Origin of the sequence: Bosea beijingensis (assembly GCF_030758975.1) — a bacterium.
In the GTDB taxonomy this organism is placed as follows: Bacteria; Pseudomonadota; Alphaproteobacteria; order Rhizobiales; family Beijerinckiaceae; genus Allobosea; species Allobosea beijingensis.
The window spans coordinates 2,361,654-2,380,621 of the sequence record NZ_CP132359.1 but is presented as its reverse complement, the minus strand read 5'-3'; the positions used below and the strand labels follow the sequence as shown (position 1 = coordinate 2,380,621).

Sequence of the window (18,968 nt, the reverse complement as noted above, 5' to 3'; positions counted from 1 at the left end):
CTCGTCTTCAGGCGGTCAGGCGGAGAGGTTCTTTGGTGTCGAGACCCCGGCGCGGAGCCCGGGCGAAAGTCACGATCTTGGCAGGCTGCTCGACGCTGTCCGCGCCACCCGCCGGCAGACGCACCGAGACGCGCGTGCCGATGCCCGGCGCACTCTCTATCGTCAGGCGGCCGCCATGCAGGCCGACGAGCCCGCGCACGACGGACAGGCCGAGGCCGGTGCCCTCATGCGTGCGATCATAGGCGCCCTTGGCCTGGAAGAAGGGGTCGCCCAGCTTGGGCAGGTCGGCGGCGGCGATACCGATGCCGGTATCGGAGACGGAGAGGTCGATGGTGTCGCCGTCGCGCACCACGGCCAAGGTCACGCGCCCGCCGGCCGGGGTGAACTTGATGGCGTTCGAGAGCAGGTTGAGCACGACCTGCTTCAGTGCGCGCCGGTCGCCTTCCATCGCCGGCAGGGCCGGGCCGACGACGCGCTCCAGCACGATGCCGCCGGTCTCGGCCCGCAGCGCCATCAGCGTGCAGCAGTCCTGCGTCATCGCGGCGAGGTCGAGCGGCTCGCGCTCGATGGTCATCGCGCCGCTCTCGATCTTCGAGATGTCGAGCAGCGTGTTCACGACATCGAGCAGGTGATGGCCGGAGGCATGGATGATGCGGGCGTATTCGAGGCGCTTCTGCGCATCGAGCCAGCCATTATCCTCGGCGCTCAGCATCTCGGAAAAGCCGATGATCGCGTTCAGCGGCGTGCGCAGCTCGTGGCTGACCGTCGCCAGGAACTGGCCCTTGACGTCATTGGCGCGCAGCGCCTCGGCATGGCCGCGTTCGCGGGTTTCCTCGGCGGCGCGGCGCTCGGTCACGTCGCGCATCACGCAGACGACGGCCGCGCCATCGGCAGCAGCGGCCCCCGCGACGCGGCAGGCCTGCATCTCCAGCCAGAGCGAGACCGGCAGGCGGCTCTCGCCGACGTCGTCCCGCGGCACGAAGAGCGTGCGGAAGCAGGCGGTCACCCCCTCCTCGCCATGGGCGGCATCGCTCAGCGCCTTCAGGAAGAGCGGCCGGTCGGCGATATGGACGCGCTCGAACAGGCCGCGTCCGAGCAATTCGCGCGGATCGGCTCCGGCCAGGTTGCGCGCCGCGGCATTGGCGAAGACGACGGCGCCGCCGGCATCGTGCCAGGTGACGAGGTCGCCGACATGATCGAGCAGGAGCTGCGAGCGTGCGTCGGAGATGCGCTGCTCGCGCTCCTCGGCATGGCGCCGGCGCAGGAGGACCGCCGTCACGACCAGGGCCTGGGCCAGAGCGGACATCGCCAGAAGCGGCATCGCCTCGCCGCTCCACGGCCTTGCTTCAGCGAACAGGCCGAGCCAGTGCAACCCGATGGCGGCGAACAGCGCCCCCACCGCGATCCAGCCGGCGCGCAGCATGAAGCCGCGCGAACCGAACAGCGCCGCCTCGACCGGCACGACGGCCAGCCAAAGCAGCAAGGGCGAGGACAGGCCACCGGTCGAGCCGGAAAGGGCCACGATGAAAAGCGAGAGAGCGGCGGAGGACAGCGCGTGCGCCGCATCGAGACGGCCCGTGCGGGAGACGAGCGCAACGGAGAAGACCGCGAGCGCGGCAGCGGCGATCATCGCGACCTCAAAGGCGCCGGGCGCGCCGCGCCAGGCCAGATAGGCAGGAGCCAGTCCGAGCATGCCGCCGCCGACGAGCAGACGCGACAGAACGAAACGTTCGTGACGCTGCCTTTCCGCCGGGTCCGACTGCACCGATGCATGCACCAGTGCCGCCGCCTGTGTCCTCAGTGCCGTGATCGCCATACGGAACGCAACGCCTTGCTTTCGCGGATACCCCCATCCGCTCGGCGCAATCTCGCCATGGCCGGTTTAAGCGGGGCTTAAGGCGAAGGGCGGCGAAAAAGCGAGCCGGACCGGCGCATTACATTTTCCGACGATTTTTCATGTAGTTATCTCAAATCCGACCGATTTTCCGGCATCCGGCGATGTTCGCGGCAAGGTGAACGGAAGCTGAAGATCACCTGCGGCATTCGACTCGCATTTGAGCGTTTGGAATGACGCGATTTTTCGAGATCCCGGTCTAGATTGTCATCGCGGCGCGCTTGAAGGCGCCGCTGACGGAGACCAACATGGCCCATCTGCTGCGCAAGATCGCGATCATCGGCCTGATCGCCGTGAATTCGCCGGTCCATAGCGGCAAGCCGGCCGATGCCGCCTTGCCGCAGGCGGTGCGGCAGGTGGCCGAGACCGTTCGGGCCGAGAGCCGCAACGTGGCGGGCAGCCTGACGGCAGCGCGCGAGGCGGCCGAAATCCTGGCGGGGATGGACCCGGTGGTGCGCGAGCGTATCCTGCATGCCGCAGCGACGGCCGTGGCCGGGAAGCAGAACGCGCCGCGCTAGGGTCTCTCAGCAAACGCTTGACGCCCCCCGGCAATCGCGGGAAGAGGCCCGGCATGACGACAAGCCTCGACGACATCGTCGCGAATTTCGAACTGCTCGACGAGTGGGACGATCGCTATCGCTACCTCATCGAACTCGGCAAGAGCCTCGAGCCCCTGCCCGAGGACGACCATGTCGACGCCAACAAGGTGCGCGGCTGCGCGAGCCAGGTCTGGCTCGTCGCCCATCGCGAGGACGGCAGCGGGCCGCAGACCCGGCTGCGCTTCGTCGGCGACAGCGACGCCCATATCGTGCGCGGGCTGGTGGCGCTGGCACTGGCGATCTTCTCCGGGCGGCAGGCTTCGGAGATTCTCGCGACCGACGCCTTCGCCATCTACGAGCGCCTCGGCCTCGCCGCCCATCTCACGCCGCAGCGCTCGAACGGCGTGCGCGCGATGATCGACCGGATCAGGCGCGACGCCCAGGCGGCCGCAGCAGCCTGAGCAGGCTCAACCGGATATCGGGAATTCGCTCGGCCGGGCGCCCTCCGCCTGCCAACTGCGCATGCCGCGCGGTCGGCTCTGACGATCCAGGCCGTAATGCGTGACCAGTGCCGCGAGCGCGACCCGCAGCACGATCTTGGCCGAGCGCGGCGGCCAGCGACGCTCCTTCTCGACGAGATCGAGCCCCTTGAGAAAACCGCAGATATCGATCGCGAGGCCTGACAGCTCCGGCCCCAACCGGTCGCAGGCGAGCCTGACGCGCTGGCGCGCCGCAAGCGCGGTATCGGACGAACCGGCGACGTCGCGCGGACCGGCTGCCGCCTGCTCCGGGGTGAAAGCAGCGTCCCAGTTCATTGTCACGCGCGGCAACATCCCCGCCAGCGTGATGTCGGCCCGGAAGCGCTCGCCCGCCGCGAATTCCTCGCCGCTGATCTGCGGCCTGCCATCCTTTCCCGGTCGGCGGTACAGCCAGAGCAGCGGGCTTTCGCGGTCATCCATGGCAGGTGCGGGCGATGCGCCGGTATCGGGTTGCGATTGCGCCGCCACCGGGGCCGCCGGAGCGGCCGGGGCGAGGCCGAGACGCGCCGGCTTCGCGTCCCGCAACCAGGCGACAAGCCCCTCGGTCTCCAGGGCCTGCACCGTTTCCGCCGAGACGTAGCCCGCGCCCAGGCTCGTGCCGTTCACGCTCCGGAACAGCGCGATGCGGCCGCAACCCAGGGGTGACGTCAGACCGTAACAGCCGGGGCCGGCGAGGTGCTTCAGCAGGCGGTTTCGCTCGTTACGTGCGATCTCGACGGTCATTGGCGGGCCTCCGCGGGCTGCTTGGCCAATCTCGCCATCATGGCCAGGAGCGCGGCCTCCAGGGCGCAGAGGCCGAATTCAAGGGCCGGGTCGTCGCGGCGATCCTCGATCAGGGCGCAGGCATGGCGGACGGTGGTGCGATCCCGGCCGAAGCAGATGCCGACACGGGTGAGGCTGAGCCCGAAGGCGACATGGGCGAGGTACATCGCCGTCTGCCGGGCCAGCGCAATCGGTTTCCGGCCGCGGCTCGCAGCGCGCAGGCCGGCCAGCGGAATGCGGATCGCGGCGGCGGTCGCCACTTCCGCCAAACGCGCCCCGGCCGTCGCACGCAGGACGGTTTGCGATTGGTCGCTCGGATTGTTCATGATATGTTCCTATTCGGATTGCTCCGCCCCTCCCGGGGGAGCCTCACGACAATAGGATTATATTCTTAAATCTCGACTGACAAGCCCGAAGCCGGCTTTATCCCCGTCCCTGCCCCGTCAGGCGCACAAGAAAAAAGCCGCCGAGATCATCGGCGGCTTTTTTCTTTAGGGCGGCGCGATCGTTTCGCGCCTGACCGGTCGTTCAGCGACGCTTGCGGCGCTGCTGGCCCAGACCCATCTTCTTTGCAAGCTGAGAGCGCGCCTCGGCATAGTTCGGCGCGACCATCGGATAGTCCGGAGGCAGGCCCCACTTCTCGCGATACTGCTCGGGCGACATGTTATACTGCGTCCGCAGGTGCCGCTTCAGCGACTTGAACTTCTTCCCGTCCTCAAGACAGATCAGGTAATCGGCCGTAATCGACTTCTTCACGGGAATAGCAGGCTTGGGAGCCTCGACCTGCACCACGGGTGCAGCGCCGCCGATCACACGGCTCAGAGCCGAGTGTACTTCGCTGATCAGAGCCGGCAGGTCGGAGGCCGGCACGGAATTGTTGGAGACATAGGCGGAAACGATATCCGCCGTCAGCTCAATGAAGTCCGCTCCGTCGTTCTCGGTCATGGCGATGTTTCTCCTTATCGTTCTTGGTAGCGTTCTGCACTGACCGTCCACCGCCTCGCATCCGAAATCCTGAATAATACTACCAATAGTGGGTCAAGCACCATCGACTCAGAATCGGACAACGCGGACTGATCAACATATGCGTTTATTCGATACTGTTTAGTCGTGCAAGTCAGCAATTCCCAACAATTGGTGAATGCAAAGCTCAATAATTCATCAACGGATGCTGCGCTGCACTGGGCAGCAAAATCAAAGCCGCGGCGGCTCTCGATGTCTTGCAAGCTGTTGCCGCCACCTCTACCTGTCGGCTCCCAATGCCGGAGATCGCCATGCGCCTGGATCAGGACTCTCGCTCCTCGAGCACTGCCGCACGCCGGCGCAAGCCCGCACCGATACCGCCGAAGGCCGATATCCGGACGATGGAAACGGTGGTCCACGACGTTACGCTGCGCGACGATTATGGGTGGCTGCGGGCCGCGAACTGGAAGGACGTGCTGCGGGAGCCCGACGTCCTGCCGGCCGATATCCGCGGCTATCTCGAAGCCGAGAACGCCTATTGCAAGGCGCTGCTGGCACCGACCCGGATCTTGCAGAAGGACCTGGTCAAGGAGATGCGCGGCCGGATCAAGGAAGACGATTCCAGCGTCCCGCAGCCGGACGGCCCCTTCCTGTACTATTCGCGCTATCGCAAAGGGGCCGAGCACCCGCTGATCTGCCGCAAGCCGCGCAGCATGGCGGGCAAGAGCGGCCGGGCGGGCGAAGAGATCATGCTCGATGCCGACGCGCTGGCCGAAGACAAGGATTTCTTCGATCTCGGCGATGCCGCGCACAGCCCCGACCATCGCCTGCTCGCCTGGAGCGCCGACGAGGCGGGCTCGGAACTGCATAGTATTCACGTCAAGAATCTGGAAAATAGCACTGAACTGGCTGACCTCGTCAAAGACACCACCGGCGAGATCATCTGGGCCGGCGATTCAAAGTCGTTCTTCTACGTCGCTCTCGATGACGATCATCGTCCGTCGCGGGTGAAACGCCACCGCCTCGGCACGCCTGCCGAGACGGACGAATTGCTGCATGACGAAGCCGATGCCGGCATGTTCGTCGATATCGACAAGACCCAGTCCGGCCGCTTCCTGCTGATCACGATCGGCGACCACGAGACCTCGGAGACGCGCATCCTCGATCTCGACCGTCCGGAGGCGAAGCCCGTGCTCGTCGCCGAGCGCAAGCCGGGGCGCCAGTACAGCCTAGAGCATCACGGCGATGTCTTCGCGATCCTGACCAATGCCGAAGGCGCCGAGGACTTCAAGATCGTGACGGTACCGGTCGATACGCCCGACCCGGCCAACTGGCGCGACCTGATCGCGCACAAGCAGGGGCGCCTGATCCTCAACCATGTCTGCCTCAAGGGGCGCCTGATCCGGCTGGAGCGCGAGGACGGGCTGCCGCGCATCGTCATCCGCGACCTCGCCGACGGAGCGGAAAGAAGCATTGCCTTCGACGAGGAAGCCTACAGGCTTGGCATGGATGCGGGCTACGAATTCGAGACGAATACGCTGCGCTTCATCTACGCCTCGATGGCGCGGCCAGCCGAAACCTATGACTACGACCTCGCCACCGGCGAAAGGACATTGCTGAAGCGCCAGGAGGTGCCGTCCGGCCATGATCCGGCCGGCTACAAGGTGCGCCGCATCCTCGCCACGGCCTCGGACGGCGCGCGCGTGCCGATCTCGATTCTGCACCGGGCCGATCTCAAGCTCGACGGTAACGCGCCCTGCCTGCTCTACGGCTACGGCTCCTATGGCTCGGCGATGTCGGCCTCGTTCCGGACGCGCCCGCTCAGCCTGGTCGATCGCGGCTTCGTCTATGCGATCGCACATGTGCGCGGAGGCACCGACAAGGGCTGGGGCTGGTATCTCGACGGCAAGCGCGAGAACAAGCGCAACACCTTCACCGATTTCATCGCCGCTGCCGGCGCGCTGGCCGATGCCGGTTTCACGAAGCGCGGGCGCATCGTCGCCGAGGGCGGCAGCGCCGGCGGCATGCTGATGGGCGCGGTCGCCAACATGGCGCCGGAGCTTTTCGCCGGCATCGTGGCTGAGGTTCCGTTCGTCGACGTGCTCAACACGATCCTCGACGACACGCTGCCGCTGACGCCGCCGGAATGGCCGGAATGGGGCGATCCGATCCGCGACGTGAAGGCGTTCGAGACCATCCGCAGCTATTCGCCCTATGACAATGTCACGGCCCAGGCCTATCCGCCGATCCTCGCCATGGCCGGGCTGACCGACCCGCGCGTAACCTATTGGGAACCGGCGAAATGGGTGGCCCGCTTACGCGCGACGATGACCGGCGGCGGGCCGGTGATGTTGCACACCAATATGGAAGCCGGCCATGCCGGCTCGGCCGGACGCTTCGACTCGCTGAAGGAGACGGCGCTGGCCTATGCCTTCGCCATCCATACGGTGGGCGAAGGCTGGGATCAGGCAAAGGGCGTCTGATCAGACGCCCAGCCGGCTCTTCTCGCTGGCGAGATAGACCTTGAGTTCGTCCATCGAGGCGAAGCTGTATTCGCCATCGGGCGTGCGCGCACGGATCGAGCCATCGGCGAAGATGGTGAAATGCGCGTCGCCGACCTGATAGGCGCCGACGACACCCTCGTCAGAGGCCGGCTGGCGGGCCGCAGCAGCCTGAGCCTCCTCGGCCTGCGGCTCGTCGACCGCGACGGGGTCGGGCAACATCTCTGCGCTTGCATCGGCCGGCTCCTCATGAGCAGGCGCCTCGATCGCATCGGCAGGCGCTTCGGCTTCGAACTCGACAGGTGCAGGCTCGGCCGGCGCCTCGAAGGCGGGGGTCTCGAAGGCTTGGGCCTCGGTTCGGGGCGGCCAGAGCGGAGCTGCCTCCTCTGCGGGCGCAGGCTCTTCGGCCGGCGGCGTGTCGAGCCAGGGCTCACGGCGCGGCGCCGCGCGGTCCATCCAGGTCTCAGCCGCGGCGAAGGGGTCCGGCTCCGGCGAGAAGGACGGCTCGATGCGGCCGGCTTCGCGCTCCGGTTCGTTGAGATGCCCCGCCAGGCTCGCGCGCAGGGCGCTGAACTCGTCGAGCTCGTCCTCGGCGACGGCAGGCGCCGGCACGGCTTCGGTGAGGGCAGCCGGTTGTTCCTCCGCCATCGGCTGCTCGTCGGCAGGCTCGTCGTGGAAAGGCTCCGGCTCGTCATGCGTGTCGAAGGCTTCCGGCTCGGCGGCGGGCTGAACCTTCGCGGCGACCAGTTCGGCCGGCTCATGCCCTTCAGCCTCGAACGCGACGGAAGGCTCGGCAACATCCGGCAGCGGTGCGCTCGACAGGGCTTCCTCGAACATGTCGGGGAGTTGCCCGGTGCTTTCCGCCATGGGCTCGTCAGCCGTCTCGTCCTCGGCAGCGGCCTCCGGTTCCTGCAGCTTCTGCGTGACGAGCGCGCCGAACAGATCGCGCTCCCCGGATGAAGCGGGCGCTTCGGCCGGTGCCGACGCGTTCTCCTCGGATACGGACAGAGCCTGCGCCACGGCGCTGGTCGCGGCAGCTCCCGCAACCGCGCCGATCGCAGCCGGGGCGAGCGAGCGCGAGAAGTCCGGACCTTCTGACCGCGCGGGCGGCACGACGATTGGCGCCTCCGCGACCGGGACGGCCGGCAGCGGCGCTTGCACCTGAAGCTCGATCGCCTCGACCAGCGCGCGCCGGGCCGCCCGGACTTCCCTGAGGACCCAGGCGAGCGAGAGCATGACCAGGCCGACACCGCTTGCGATCGAGCCGATGATGACCTGCGTGAAGCCGCGCTCCAGCACCATGTAAGGCCAGCCGTCGTAGATGGCGTAGGCGCCGCCGCCGAACAGAAGCAGACCCAGGACGGTAAAAATCGCGATCAATTCGGTATCCTCGGCAGGGCCGTGCCAGCGCTGGGCTGAGGCGACCGTCGCGTCATTATCTAACGTATTGAATAAGGGAGAGTTTCCAATTCAGCCCGCTTAGGGCGAGAAATCTGGCGCGATTGTGGCGCCCTGTCGAGAAGACATATGCTTTTCGCAGCCGGAGCGGTTGTCGACCGGCACGCGGGCGCTTAACTATCGCAGGGAATGGCAGGGCCGCCACGGCTCCGCCTGCTCCACCGGCAGGCCATTCTCATTTCAAGCGATTTCACAGCCCGAGGAGAGGCCCCATGTCCTTTACCCTTCCCGATCTTCCCTACGCCCATGATGCGCTCCAGCCCTTCATGTCGAAGGAGACGCTCGAGTACCATCACGACAAGCACCACCTCGCCTATGTGACCAACGGCAACAACGCCATCAAGGGCACGGAATTCGAGGGCAAGTCGCTGGAGGAGATCGTCAAGGGCTCCCATGGCAAGAACCCCGCCGTCTTCAACAATGCCGGCCAGCACTACAACCACCTTCATTTCTGGAAGTGGATGAAGCCGAATGGCGGCGGCAAGATCCCGGGCGCGCTGGAGAAGGCGATCGTCGATTCCTTCGGTTCGGTCGACAAGTTCAAGGAAGACTTCGTCGCCGCCGGCGTCGGCCAGTTCGGCTCGGGCTGGGCCTGGCTCGAGGTCAAGGGCGGCAAGCTTGCCGTGAGCAAGACCCCGAACGGCGAGAGCCCGCTGGTCCATGGCGCGACCCCGATCCTCGGCGTCGACGTCTGGGAGCACTCCTACTATATCGACTACCGCAACCGTCGCCCCGACTATCTCAAGGCCTTCCTGGAGAGCCTGGTGAACTGGGACTACGTGGCTGAGCGTTTCGACGCCGCCAAGTAAGCCGGCAGTTGCCGAATACGGAAACGGGGCCTCGCGGCCCCGTTTTTGTTTGCGGGAGTTTTGATGCGCCCGTCATTTCAGAGTGCTGTCATCCCGCGCTTTCTCGTCACGCGGTCCCGTGTCTGCGGCGCATCGCCTCGCGATGCACCGCGTACGGGATGATCCACGCCGCGGAAGAGAACCCGCGCCCGGCTCAGGCGGCGACGTTGCGCAGGAACTGATCGACGGTCGAGTCGAGGCGCTGGGCCTGGTCGGCGACCTCGCCGGCCGCACCGCGCACCTGCTCCGCCGAGCGGCCGGTCTCCTCGACGCTGTCGGCGAGCACGCTGAGATCGCTGGATACCGAGAGGGCCGAGGTGCTGGCCATGGCGACGCCGCTGGCGATCTCGCCGGTCGCGATGGCCTGCTGCTCGATCGAGGTCGCGACCGAGTTCGCGAATTTCTCGATGGCGTTCATGCGCTCGGCGATGTTCTGGATCGCGCCGACGACCTGCCCGGTGGCGCCCTGGATCGCGGCGACCTGCGCCACGATGCGGTCGGTCGCATCCGCGGTCTGCGCCGCCAGCGACTTGACCTCGTTGGCCACCACGGCGAAGCCGCGGCCTGCCTCGCCGGCGCGCGCCGCCTCGATGGTGGCGTTGAGCGCAAGCAGGTTGGTCTGGGCAGCGATGTCGCGGATCAGGTTGACGACCTCGCCGATGGCGCGGGCGGTCTCGTCGAGCGCCTGCACGGAGCCCGCCGTATCGCGCGAGACGGAGGCCGCCTCGACGATCTCGGTCCGGACCCGACGCACCTGGAACTCGACCTCGCGGATGGCCGCGCCCATCTCCTCGGCCGCCTGGGCGGCGTTCTCGACATTGCCGGAAGCGCCATGGGCGTTGTCGGCGGCACGCGCCGCGCGCTCGGAGGATTCGGCGGCGACGCGGGCGAGCCCGTCGGAGGCCTCGCGCATGCGCTCGGCATTGCTCTTGAACGCTTCCAGCGCCAGGCCGACCTCGGTGCGGAACGAGGTGATCGCGTGATCGACGCCCTGCTGGCGCGAGAGCCGCTCGACCTCGGACACGCTTTGCTTCTCCTCCAGCGCCGCGCGCTCGGCGAGACGGATCTTGAGGACGCTGAGGGCGCGGGCAATCGCGCCGATCTCGTCGCGCCGGCCCAAGGCGTCGATCTGCGTCGAAAGATTGCCGTCGGAAATGCTGACGATCGCCTTGGTCATGCTGCGCAGAGGGCGCATCGCCCGCGAGAGCGAGAACCAGAGCAGCGGGCCGAGCACGAGCAGGATCAGCAGGCCGAGCCCCATGGTCACGAACTGCTCCCAGGCAGCGCGCGCCACCAGGCGCGTCTTGTCGAAGCGCAGCGCGACGTAGCCGATCTTCGTTTGCTGGGTGCCGACGCTCACGGCGTGGATCTTCGTGAGGTAGATGTCGTCCTCGATATCGATCTCGCTGCGCTCCTGTAGCGCCTTCCAGGGCTCCGCACCGATCGCGCCAGTCAGCCAGCGCGGCGTCAGCGACAGGCGCGCTTCCATGGTGCGCCCGGCGGAAGCCAGAGCGACGAGATCGTCCCCGACGATACCGGCATCGAAATCAGGGTCGCGCTGCAGCGACGCGAGAATGGATCCGAGCGTGTTGTTGTCCCGCGACAGGATGAGGGATGGCGCGGCATTGACCACCATCAAGGTCAGCGCCGTGACCTTCTGGTCGAGATCGGCGCGCGTACGGGTGTCGTTGTAGCGAGCGATCGCCAACACCACCAAGACGATGGCGACGGCAACGATGGCCACCGCCGCCATTGCGATCTGCCGGCCGAGGGAGCCCAGGCCTTGCCTGCCCGGCTGCGCCGGCTCTCCCGCGCCGGCTGCGCGCCTGAACACCTTCATCGAGCCGATCATCTCCGAAACCGGCGCATACTGCTGCGAAGAGCGGCGCCTCCAACCCGCCGCCACAATGGCTGATCCCGGTAAACAAATCGCTTGCGGCGAGCCGCTTGCGATCAGGCTTCCAAGGCGCCGAATCGGCTCAGCGGCAAACCTGGAGGCGGCACGAAGCCGGCAATCGCAGCGTGCTCGACGGGCCGCGTCGCGACAACGGGATCGAGCCTGACCAGTTCGTCGTCGACGAAGCCCGGATGGCACATCACGAGATGACACGGGCCGGGCTCGATCAGGAAGCTGGCCAGGTCGCCAGCAAAGTCCCGCTGCGGATCGAAGGGCGCCACGCCGGAGAAGCCGCGATTGACGCGCAGGCCCCGCTTCAACGCCGCGCTGCGCAAGCCGGTGGCAAGTCCGGCAATGACCAGCGCCTTGCCGACAGCCACGCCCCGCGCGCGAATCGCAGCCGCGCGATCCGCGGGGTCGCGTACGTAGAGAGCGCCTGCCGGATAGCGCCGGGTCAGGATATCGAGCAGCGCCCGCCGCACGCCGGGCAGCACATGGACATGCTGGTGCCCGTCGACGAAATCCGGCGGCCGGCCGAGCGCGTCCTCGAAAGCGTCGAGCTGGCGCGTGATCTCCGCGGCAATCTCCTTGCGCGTGGCGGGAGAGGTGGCGGCGGCCCTCGCGACATCCTTCAGGCTTGGCAAGGTGCCGCCGGGTGCGAGAAGCGGCATCGCGGACAACGGCGCAGCGCAGGTCAGGTTGAGGTGCAGGCCGAGATCGGCCTTGCCGGCAAAAGCGCAGAGTTCCGGCGCCAGCCGGCGCCAGTGCGGGCGATTGGTCATCGCCCCCGTCGCGGTTAGCTTGCCGCGACCGAGGAGATCGAGAATCGCGCGGCTGACGCCATCCGTCATGGCGAAGTCATCAGCGCACAGGATGAAGCCCTTCGCCATTGCGCGTGTCGTCCCTCGTTGACCGGGTTCGCGCTATAGCGCGACGTCGGCATGATGGAAACGCGCCGCCAAAAAAGTCGCGTCTTTTCCGGAGTCTGTTTTGCGGTGCCGGGCTTGTCGCCCGGCAAGCTTTGCGGTTCTGTGCGGCGAGCGTCGTCCGCGAGGCGATGCAACCCAGGTCGAAAGGTCGTTCGTGTCGGATATCGGGTCCCAGACGGTTCAACGTGCGCCTCGGGCTTCGCGCTGGCCCGAGCTCTCCATCGTCGTGCCCGTGCACAACGAAGCCGACAATCTGCCCCTGCTGGTCGAACGCCTGCGCACGGTGCTCGCCGGCGAAGTCGCATCCTGGGAAGTCGTCTTCGTCGATGACGGCAGCCGCGACGAAACGCTCACCGTGATCCGCGACCTCAATGCCGCCGATCCGCGCATCAGCGCCGTCTCCTTCAGCCGCAATTTCGGCAAGGAGATCGCGATCGCGGCCGGGCTCGACCATGCACTCGGCGATGCCGTCATCATCATGGATGCCGATCTGCAGCATCCACCGGAGACCATTCCCGCCTTCCTCGCCAAATGGCGCGAGGGCTATCTCAATGTCTACGGCCAGCGCACCGACCGCGAGGGCGAGACCCGGATGAAGCGCGGTTTCGCCAAGATGTTCTACCGCATCTTCGGTTATTTCGGCGAAACGCCGCTGCCGGAAGGCGCCGGCGATTTCCGCCTGCTCGACCGCAAGGCCGTCGATGCCTTGCGGGCCCTGCCGGAACGTGCGCGCTTCTCGAAGGGGCTCTATGCCTGGGTCGGTTTCCGCTCGGCCGGCGTGCCCTTCCATGTCGCCGAGCGCGAGCACGGCCAATCGAAATTCAGATACGGCAAGCTGTTCTCCTTCGCCTTCGACGGGCTCTCCTCCTTCTCGACCGTGCCACTGAAGATCGCGACCTGGTCCGGCGCGATCATCGCGGTGATCGCGACCTTCTCGGCGCTCTACTTCATGCTGCGCACGCTGCTCTTCGGCACCGACCTGCCCGGCTTCCCGTCGCTGATCGTCTCGATCATGTTCTTCTCCGGCATCCAGCTCGTCTCGCTCGGCATGATCGGGGAATATGTCGGGCGCATCTTCGCCGAGGTGAAGCGCCGGCCGCTCTACCTGATCGGCGAGCGCGTCGGCTTCGACGCCCGCACCGTCGACCACCCGCGCGGCGACGCCCTGCCGCCGCTGATCCGCTAGGCCTTCATGCTCAAGAACATCCTGTCGGTCGGCGGCTATACGCTGATCTCGCGGATCACGGGCTTCGTGCGCGACATCGTGCTGGCGGCCGTGCTGGGCGCGGGCGCGATCATGGACGCCTTTTCCGTCGCGCTGCGCCTGCCCAATCATTTCCGCGCCATCTTCGGCGAGGGCGCCGTCAACCAGGCCTATGTGCCGACCTATGCCCAGATCGCCGAGAAGGAGGGACCGGAGGCCGCCAGCCTCTTCGCCGACCGGCTCTTTACCGTCCAGTTGATCGTGCAGGTCATCCTGCTGGCGTTGGCCCTGCCCCTGATGCCCTGGCTGGTGCGGTTGCTGGCGCCGGGCTTCAGCGAGGATCCTGCGGTTTTCGAGCTTGCGGTCTCGCTGACGCGGATCACCTTCCCCTATCTGCTCTTCGTGACCATGGTCACGTTCCTCGGTGCGACCCTCAATGCCGTCGAGCGCTATGCCGCCTTCGCCGCTGCGCCGATCCTGCTCAATGTCTTCATCGTCGCGGCGCTGGCCGTGCCCTTCCTGTTTCCGAGCGCGGCCCACGCCGCCGCCTGGGGCGTCGCGATCTCCGGCGTGGCGCAATGGATCGTGCTCTATGTCGCGGCCAGGCGGGCCGGCGTTTCGAGCAAGATCGTGCGCCCGCGGGCGGATGCCGGTGTCCGGCGCTTCCTCAAGGTGTTCGGGCCGGCCGTGATCGGCTCGGCCGGCGTGCAGATCGCGATCTTTGCCGACACGATCATCGCCTCGATGCTGCCGCGCGGCGGCTATGCGGCGCTCTATTATGCCGAGCGGCTCTACCAATTGCCGCTTGGGCTGATCGCGATCGCGGTCGGCACAGTCGCGCTCTCGGCGATGAGCCGCGCCATCGCGCGCGGCGACGAGGCCGCCGCCAATCGCGCCCAGAACCGCGCTATCGCGATCTCGCTCGTCGCCAGCGCCCCCTTCGTCGCTGCCTTCGTCGCCGTGCCCGAATTGATGGTAGCAGGGCTCTTCCAGCGTGGCGCCTTCGATGCGCAGGCGAGCGCCGCGGCGGGTGCCGTGCTCTTCGCCTATGCGCTCGGCCTGCCGGCGATCGTGATGATCCGCGCGCAGGTCTCGGCCTTCCAGGCGCGCGGCGACACCACCACCCCGATGCTGGTCGCGCTCGCCGCCATCGCCTGCAACCTCCTGCTGAAGCTCCTGCTCTGGCGCGACTGGGGCGCGCCGGGACTGGCGCTCGCAACTGCTGCCGGCGCCTGGGTCAACCTGCTGACGCTGTTCGTGCTGGCGCGCCGTCGCCGCTGGACCGAGCCGGACCGGCGCCTGCCGAGCTTCGCAGGCATCGTCTGCGGTGTCGCGGCGATCTGCGGCCTGCTCGCCTGGTGGAGCAAGCCACTGGCACTGAGGCTCACCGCCACCCTGCCCTTCGAGCCGCTGCTGATGACGGTGCTGCTCGTGTCCGGCGTCGCGGCGATCGTCTACACCGTACTCGCCGGTGGGCTGTTGAAGGTGACGGGGCTGCTCAGGCTGCTGCGGTAGCAGTTTTTCAGCCTGAACCCTTGTCATTCCGGGGCTTCGCGAAGCGAAGAACCCGGAACCCACGACCGGGCGAGCCCTCCCCAACCGATATATCTCACCCAGTGGTGGGTTCCGGGTTCGCTCTTCGGGCGCCCGGAATGACAAAGAGTGGTTCCAGAGGGGCGATCAAACGACGAAGCGCTCTGCCTTATCGAGCAGTGCCACCGCCTCCGCCACCATGCGCTCGACGATCTCGCCGGCGCTCGGGATATCCGTGATCAAGCCGGCGGCTTCGCCGAAGATAACGGCGGCCTTGTCGGGATCGCCGGCCATGAAGGCTTCGCGATAGGCGGGACCTTCGACGGCAATCGCATCCTTGAGCGCCCCGTCGCGGCCGGCCCAGTTTGCAATGAAGGCATTGTCGGAGACGCGGATATCGAAGGGCTTCGGCCAGTCGAGCTGACGCGCGATATCGGGCAAGGAAGAGCGCACGGTCTGGTCGCCGGTCGCAGCGACGGCCACGGCATGGTGACGTTCATGCACCATCGCCTCGCGGCTCGCCCAGAATCGCGTCCCGGCGAGCACGCCGTCGGCGCCAAGCATCAACGCCGCCGCCAAGCCGCGGCCGTCCGCAACGCCTCCGGCAGCGACGAGCAGCGTGTCGGACCTTTCGCGGGCGATCAGGTCCGCCACTTCCGGCACGAAGGGCAGCGTCGCGCGCGTGGCGCCGTGCCCACCGGCTTCGGAACCCTGCGCGACAATGATCGCGGCGCCGGCTTCGAGCGCTTGCCGGACGTGCGAGAGAGACTGGCACTGGCAGATCAGAGGCACGCCCGCCGCCGCGATCTCATCGGCGAAGGGGCGCGGATCGCCGAAGGAGAGCATCAGGGCGGCAGGCCTGTGCGCCAGCGCCTGCGTCAGAAGCTCAGGCTTTTTCGCCATCGACCAGGTGATGAAGCCGCAGCCGACCTGGGTGTTGCCGGCAGCAGCGAACTGCTGCTCGATCCAGCCTGCATCGCCATAGCCCCCGCCGATGAGGCCGAGTCCACCGGCGCGGGTGACCGCCGCAGCCAGCGCCCCGCCGCCCGCCAGCGCCATCGGCGCCGACAGGATCGGATGGGCGATGCCGAGGCGTTCGGTCAATCGCGTGGCGAGGCGCGCCATGAACCCTGCCTTTCGGCTCAGGCGGCCTTCGACTTGCTGTGGGCGTAGTCCATGTAGAGCTCGCGGGCGCGGCGGAAGAGCGGGCCGGGCTGGAGCGTGCGGTTGTCGATGCGGGTCACCGGCATGCACTTGGAGTAATTGCCGGACATGAAGATCTCGTCGGCCTGCTCGAAATCCTCGTAGCGCAGGCTGCATTCCTCGACCGGAATGCCGCTGTCGCGCAGCAGCTTGATGACGCGCTGGCGGGTGATGCCGTTCAGGAAAGTGCCGTTCGGAACGGGGGTCTTCACGACGCCGTCCTTGGCGAGGAAAATATTCGAGGTCGCGGTCTCCGCGACATTGCCCTGCATGTCGAGCACCAGCGCGTTGTCGAAGCCGGCGGCCTTGGCCACCTTCAGCACGCGGGCATTGTTCGGGTAGAGGCAGCCTGCCTTGGCGTCCGTCGGGGCAGTCTCGTAGCTCGGGCGGCGGAAGGCGCCCTTGGTCACCGAGAAGCCGGCCGTCGGCTGCGGCATCGCTGCCTCGAACAGGCAGAGCGCGAACTGGGTCGATTCCGGATCGGCCATGATGGTGGACGGGCCATCCGCCTCGCCCCAGTACATCGGCTTGACATAGATCGCCGTGCCGGGGGCGAATTTCTTGACGCCCTCGAACATCTTCCCGACGATGAAATCCGCCTCCACGGTAGGCTTCAGGCCGAGCGCCGACGCGGAGCGGTTCACGCGGGCGGCATGCAGGTCGATATCGGGCGCGACGCCGTCGAAATAGCGGCCGCCATCGAAGACCGACGAGGCCTGCCAGAGCACATGGCTGCGCGGACCGACGATGCCGGGGTTGCCCTCATGCCAGGAGCCATCGAACCAGGTCCACGTCTGAGAATACCATGCCATGACGGCGCTCCGTTTTAGCCAGTTTTGCTGTGACGCACCGTCCTCCCCCCGCTCTTCGTCGTCAACATGCAGCGATGCATATCGGGATGACGTGATGTGATGGAAGCAATCGGCCCGCGTGATGGATCAGTAGCCGAGCGCGCGCAGGCCAGAGATCGCGGCCATGCCGACGAGCAGCGCCAGCAACTCGCTGCGCCGCAGGATCATGGTGCCGACTGCGGCCAGCAGCGCGACCGCCGCAGCCCAGCCCAGCCGCTCGACCAGCGGCAGCACCGTCGCCACGACGATCGAGCCCGGCAGGGCCGCAAGCCCGCGCCGGACATGCGGGGTCAGCGGGATGATGCTCATCAGCGCCACGCCGGAGATGCGGCAGAGATAGGTCGCGATGGCCATCGCCGTGATGGCGACCAGTGGGCCCCAGGTGCCGAGATCAGGCAGCGTCATCGCGGAACGCCCCCGTGATCGCGCCGGCAAGCGAGCCGACGATGATGAAGGCATAGCCGTCGACAAGCCTCGCCGTGACCAGCGCGACGAGGCCGGCGACGACCCAGGGCACCATGCCGCGCTTGCCGCGCCAGAGCGGCACGATCATCGCGGCGAAGAAGATCGGCATGACCAGGTCGATGCCATAGCGGCGCGGGTCGCTGACCAACGCGCCGAGCATGTAGCCGCCGCCGGTCGCGATCACCCAGACCAGCCAGAGCGCGAGCCCCGCGCCGACCAGCACGCCGAGGTCGCGCCCGCCCTCGGCCCGGTAGCGCGTCCCGATCAGCCAGTTGGCATCGGTGAAGAAGAAGAGATGGAAGGCGTTGAGCGCCTTGGGATATTTCGCAAACCAGGGCTGCAGGGAGGCGCCCTGCAGCACCATGCGTGCATTGACGGTGGCGGTGACCACGGCGATGCCGGCAATGGCGCCCCATGTCCATTCCGGACGCCACAGCTCCAGCGAGACGAGCTGGGCCACGCCCGCGTAGACGAAGCCGCTCATCAGCAAGGTCTCGAACAGCGAAAGCCCCTTCGCAGCCGCGGCCGCCCCGAAGGCGACGGCGAAGACGACGATACCGGGCATCAGCACGGAGACCTTGCGCAGGCCCAGCATCATGCCCGCGGCAGTGATCGGCGCTTCTCCCGCGGCCGGCGGCGTGTTCGGATCGGCTGACATCACCCTCCACAAGCGGAAAGCCTGTGCGAAGGTCAACGCGCGCGAACGGCGCGGCTGCATGAATTCCGCGCAGGACGCGACAGACTTCGGCAGGAGCCCTACAGATGGGCCATGCACTGGTTCGACGATGCCCATGCCATAGCCCCTGCCCTGCCGGCGATCTGGCTCGTCCGGACAGATGCGCAGCCGAGCAACCTGACGGAACGCTCGGCTCTGCGACGCGGTCTGGCGCGGCGCGTCCTGGCGCGTCAGCTTGGCTGCGGAGAGGGGCACGTCGTCATCGCGCATGACGCAGCCGGGCGCCCGCTCCTCGATCTGCCCCGAGAGACCGGCCTGCATCTTTCGCTGGCGACCCGGGCCGGGATCGTCGCGGTCGGCCTCGCGCGCCATCCGCTGGGCGCCGATGTCGAACAGGTCGACGAACGCGCCGCACCGCCGCGCGACCTGTTGCATCCCGACGAACGAAACGCCCTCGAAGCCATTGCCTCCACCGAGCAAGCCCGGAGCTTCGCGCGCCTCTGGGCCGCTAAGGAAGCCTATGTGAAGGCTTTGGGAATGGGGTTTCGGCGTGCGCCCGAGAGTTTCGCGGTGTCACTTCTGTCGGAGACGACCTTTCGCGTCACGGATGCCTCCGCCCCCACCGATACGGTCGGCGCGCTCTGCACGATGAAAAACGGCGGCCATGAGATCATGGCCGCCGCGTTCGTCGTTACCGGCTAGATCC

Annotated in this window: 18 protein-coding genes; 7 read left to right on the top strand and 11 right to left on the bottom strand. The window is 67.2% G+C overall.

The window, feature by feature from the left end:
- Positions 1-7 precede the first annotated feature (7 nt).
- Positions 8-1,816 (bottom strand): PAS domain-containing sensor histidine kinase, encoded by a 1,809-nt coding sequence (locus Q9235_RS11480; RefSeq protein ID WP_306227322.1) that lies wholly within the window; start codon positions 1,814-1,816, stop codon positions 8-10.
- 326 nt (positions 1,817-2,142) lie between these two features.
- On the opposite strand from Q9235_RS11480, the gene Q9235_RS11475 reads away from it, so the two are divergent.
- Both Q9235_RS11475 and Q9235_RS11470 read left to right on the top strand, forming a co-directional pair.
- Positions 2,143-2,412 carry a hypothetical protein gene (locus tag Q9235_RS11475; protein WP_306227320.1) on the top strand — a complete coding sequence of 90 codons (270 nt, stop codon included), beginning with the start codon at positions 2,143-2,145 and terminating at the stop codon, positions 2,410-2,412.
- A gap of 53 nt (positions 2,413-2,465) precedes the next feature.
- Complete coding sequence (locus Q9235_RS11470) at positions 2,466-2,894, top strand: SufE family protein (protein WP_306227319.1); 429 nt, start codon at positions 2,466-2,468, stop codon at positions 2,892-2,894.
- 6 nt (positions 2,895-2,900) lie between these two features.
- Here Q9235_RS11470 and Q9235_RS11465 read toward each other — a convergent pair whose 3' ends face one another.
- The 3 genes from Q9235_RS11465 to Q9235_RS11455 form a co-directional block, all read right to left on the bottom strand.
- Entirely contained in the window at positions 2,901-3,695 is a 795-nt protein-coding gene (locus Q9235_RS11465; RefSeq protein ID WP_306227318.1) for a DUF6456 domain-containing protein, read from the bottom strand.
- Positions 3,692-4,060, bottom strand: a complete 369-nt coding sequence (locus Q9235_RS11460) for a helix-turn-helix domain-containing protein (protein ID WP_306227316.1) — start codon at positions 4,058-4,060, stop codon at positions 3,692-3,694. Before Q9235_RS11460 ends, Q9235_RS11465 begins: the two co-directional genes overlap by 4 nt.
- A 202-nt stretch (positions 4,061-4,262) precedes the next feature.
- Positions 4,263-4,679: a Ros/MucR family transcriptional regulator gene (locus tag Q9235_RS11455; RefSeq protein WP_265058358.1), complete on the bottom strand. Its 417-nt coding sequence runs from the start codon at positions 4,677-4,679 to the stop codon at positions 4,263-4,265.
- A 329-nt stretch (positions 4,680-5,008) separates the two neighbouring features.
- Here Q9235_RS11455 and Q9235_RS11450 point away from each other — a divergent pair, with 329 nt between their 5' ends.
- Positions 5,009-7,180: a S9 family peptidase gene (locus Q9235_RS11450; protein WP_340355643.1), complete on the top strand. Its 2,172-nt coding sequence runs from the start codon at positions 5,009-5,011 to the stop codon at positions 7,178-7,180.
- Here Q9235_RS11450 and Q9235_RS11445 read toward each other — a convergent pair whose 3' ends face one another.
- Positions 7,181-8,578 (bottom strand): hypothetical protein, encoded by a 1,398-nt coding sequence (locus tag Q9235_RS11445; RefSeq protein WP_306227314.1) that lies wholly within the window; start codon positions 8,576-8,578, stop codon positions 7,181-7,183.
- A gap of 290 nt (positions 8,579-8,868) precedes the next feature.
- Between Q9235_RS11445 and Q9235_RS11440 the strand changes: the two genes are divergently transcribed.
- Entirely contained in the window at positions 8,869-9,465 is a 597-nt protein-coding gene (locus Q9235_RS11440; protein ID WP_306227313.1) for a superoxide dismutase, read from the top strand.
- A 193-nt stretch (positions 9,466-9,658) separates the two neighbouring features.
- On the opposite strand, the gene Q9235_RS11435 is transcribed toward Q9235_RS11440, so the two are convergent.
- Both Q9235_RS11435 and Q9235_RS11430 read right to left on the bottom strand, forming a co-directional pair.
- Positions 9,659-11,344: a methyl-accepting chemotaxis protein gene (locus tag Q9235_RS11435; protein ID WP_306227311.1), complete on the bottom strand. Its 1,686-nt coding sequence runs from the start codon at positions 11,342-11,344 to the stop codon at positions 9,659-9,661.
- A 113-nt stretch (positions 11,345-11,457) separates the two neighbouring features.
- Positions 11,458-12,291, bottom strand: a complete 834-nt coding sequence (locus tag Q9235_RS11430; protein WP_306227310.1) for a ChbG/HpnK family deacetylase — start codon at positions 12,289-12,291, stop codon at positions 11,458-11,460.
- 265 nt (positions 12,292-12,556) lie between these two features.
- Here Q9235_RS11430 and Q9235_RS11425 point away from each other — a divergent pair, with 265 nt between their 5' ends.
- Entirely contained in the window at positions 12,557-13,516 is a 960-nt protein-coding gene (locus Q9235_RS11425) for a glycosyltransferase family 2 protein (RefSeq protein WP_422678314.1), read from the top strand.
- 6 nt (positions 13,517-13,522) lie between these two features.
- Entirely contained in the window at positions 13,523-15,049 is a 1,527-nt protein-coding gene (gene murJ / locus Q9235_RS11420; protein WP_306227309.1) for a murein biosynthesis integral membrane protein MurJ, read from the top strand.
- A 165-nt stretch (positions 15,050-15,214) separates the two neighbouring features.
- Here the strand turns inward: murJ and Q9235_RS11415 are convergent, their stop codons facing one another.
- The 4 genes from Q9235_RS11415 to Q9235_RS11400 form a co-directional block, all read right to left on the bottom strand.
- Positions 15,215-16,192, bottom strand: a complete 978-nt coding sequence (locus Q9235_RS11415; protein WP_306227308.1) for an NAD(P)H-dependent flavin oxidoreductase — start codon at positions 16,190-16,192, stop codon at positions 15,215-15,217.
- Between the two features lie 17 nt (positions 16,193-16,209).
- Complete coding sequence (locus tag Q9235_RS11410) at positions 16,210-17,082, bottom strand: branched-chain amino acid aminotransferase (RefSeq protein ID WP_306227306.1); 873 nt, start codon at positions 17,080-17,082, stop codon at positions 16,210-16,212.
- A gap of 126 nt (positions 17,083-17,208) precedes the next feature.
- The gene (locus Q9235_RS11405) at positions 17,209-17,526 is read right to left on the bottom strand and encodes an AzlD family protein (protein WP_306227305.1); all 318 of its coding nucleotides are present in this window, start codon (positions 17,524-17,526) and stop codon (positions 17,209-17,211) included.
- Positions 17,513-18,244, bottom strand: a complete 732-nt coding sequence (locus Q9235_RS11400) for an AzlC family ABC transporter permease (RefSeq protein WP_306227303.1) — start codon at positions 18,242-18,244, stop codon at positions 17,513-17,515. Before Q9235_RS11400 ends, Q9235_RS11405 begins: the two co-directional genes overlap by 14 nt.
- A gap of 111 nt (positions 18,245-18,355) precedes the next feature.
- Here Q9235_RS11400 and Q9235_RS11395 point away from each other — a divergent pair, with 111 nt between their 5' ends.
- A complete protein-coding gene (locus tag Q9235_RS11395) occupies positions 18,356-18,964 on the top strand; it encodes a 4'-phosphopantetheinyl transferase family protein (RefSeq protein ID WP_306227301.1) in 609 nt (202 codons plus the stop codon).
- The last annotated feature ends 4 nt before the right edge of the window (positions 18,965-18,968 follow it).

Coding starts and splice junctions, on each gene's coding strand:
- Q9235_RS11415 (WP_306227308.1), bottom strand. CDS start 16,192: ATGGCGCGCCTCGCCACGCGATTGACCGAACGCCTCGGCATCGCCCAT.
- Q9235_RS11395 (WP_306227301.1), top strand. CDS start 18,356: ATGCACTGGTTCGACGATGCCCATGCCATAGCCCCTGCCCTGCCGGCG.
- Q9235_RS11435 (WP_306227311.1), bottom strand. CDS start 11,344: ATGAAGGTGTTCAGGCGCGCAGCCGGCGCGGGAGAGCCGGCGCAGCCG.
- Q9235_RS11455 (WP_265058358.1), bottom strand. CDS start 4,679: ATGACCGAGAACGACGGAGCGGACTTCATTGAGCTGACGGCGGATATC.
- Q9235_RS11465 (WP_306227318.1), bottom strand. CDS start 3,695: ATGACCGTCGAGATCGCACGTAACGAGCGAAACCGCCTGCTGAAGCAC.
- Q9235_RS11400 (WP_306227303.1), bottom strand. CDS start 18,244: ATGTCAGCCGATCCGAACACGCCGCCGGCCGCGGGAGAAGCGCCGATC.
- Q9235_RS11470 (WP_306227319.1), top strand. CDS start 2,466: ATGACGACAAGCCTCGACGACATCGTCGCGAATTTCGAACTGCTCGAC.
- Q9235_RS11460 (WP_306227316.1), bottom strand. CDS start 4,060: ATGAACAATCCGAGCGACCAATCGCAAACCGTCCTGCGTGCGACGGCC.
- Q9235_RS11410 (WP_306227306.1), bottom strand. CDS start 17,082: ATGGCATGGTATTCTCAGACGTGGACCTGGTTCGATGGCTCCTGGCAT.
- Q9235_RS11480 (WP_306227322.1), bottom strand. CDS start 1,816: ATGGCGATCACGGCACTGAGGACACAGGCGGCGGCACTGGTGCATGCA.
- Q9235_RS11440 (WP_306227313.1), top strand. CDS start 8,869: ATGTCCTTTACCCTTCCCGATCTTCCCTACGCCCATGATGCGCTCCAG.
- Q9235_RS11405 (WP_306227305.1), bottom strand. CDS start 17,526: ATGACGCTGCCTGATCTCGGCACCTGGGGCCCACTGGTCGCCATCACG.
- Q9235_RS11450 (WP_340355643.1), top strand. CDS start 5,009: ATGCGCCTGGATCAGGACTCTCGCTCCTCGAGCACTGCCGCACGCCGG.
- Q9235_RS11475 (WP_306227320.1), top strand. CDS start 2,143: ATGGCCCATCTGCTGCGCAAGATCGCGATCATCGGCCTGATCGCCGTG.
- Q9235_RS11430 (WP_306227310.1), bottom strand. CDS start 12,291: ATGGCGAAGGGCTTCATCCTGTGCGCTGATGACTTCGCCATGACGGAT.
- murJ (WP_306227309.1), top strand. CDS start 13,523: ATGCTCAAGAACATCCTGTCGGTCGGCGGCTATACGCTGATCTCGCGG.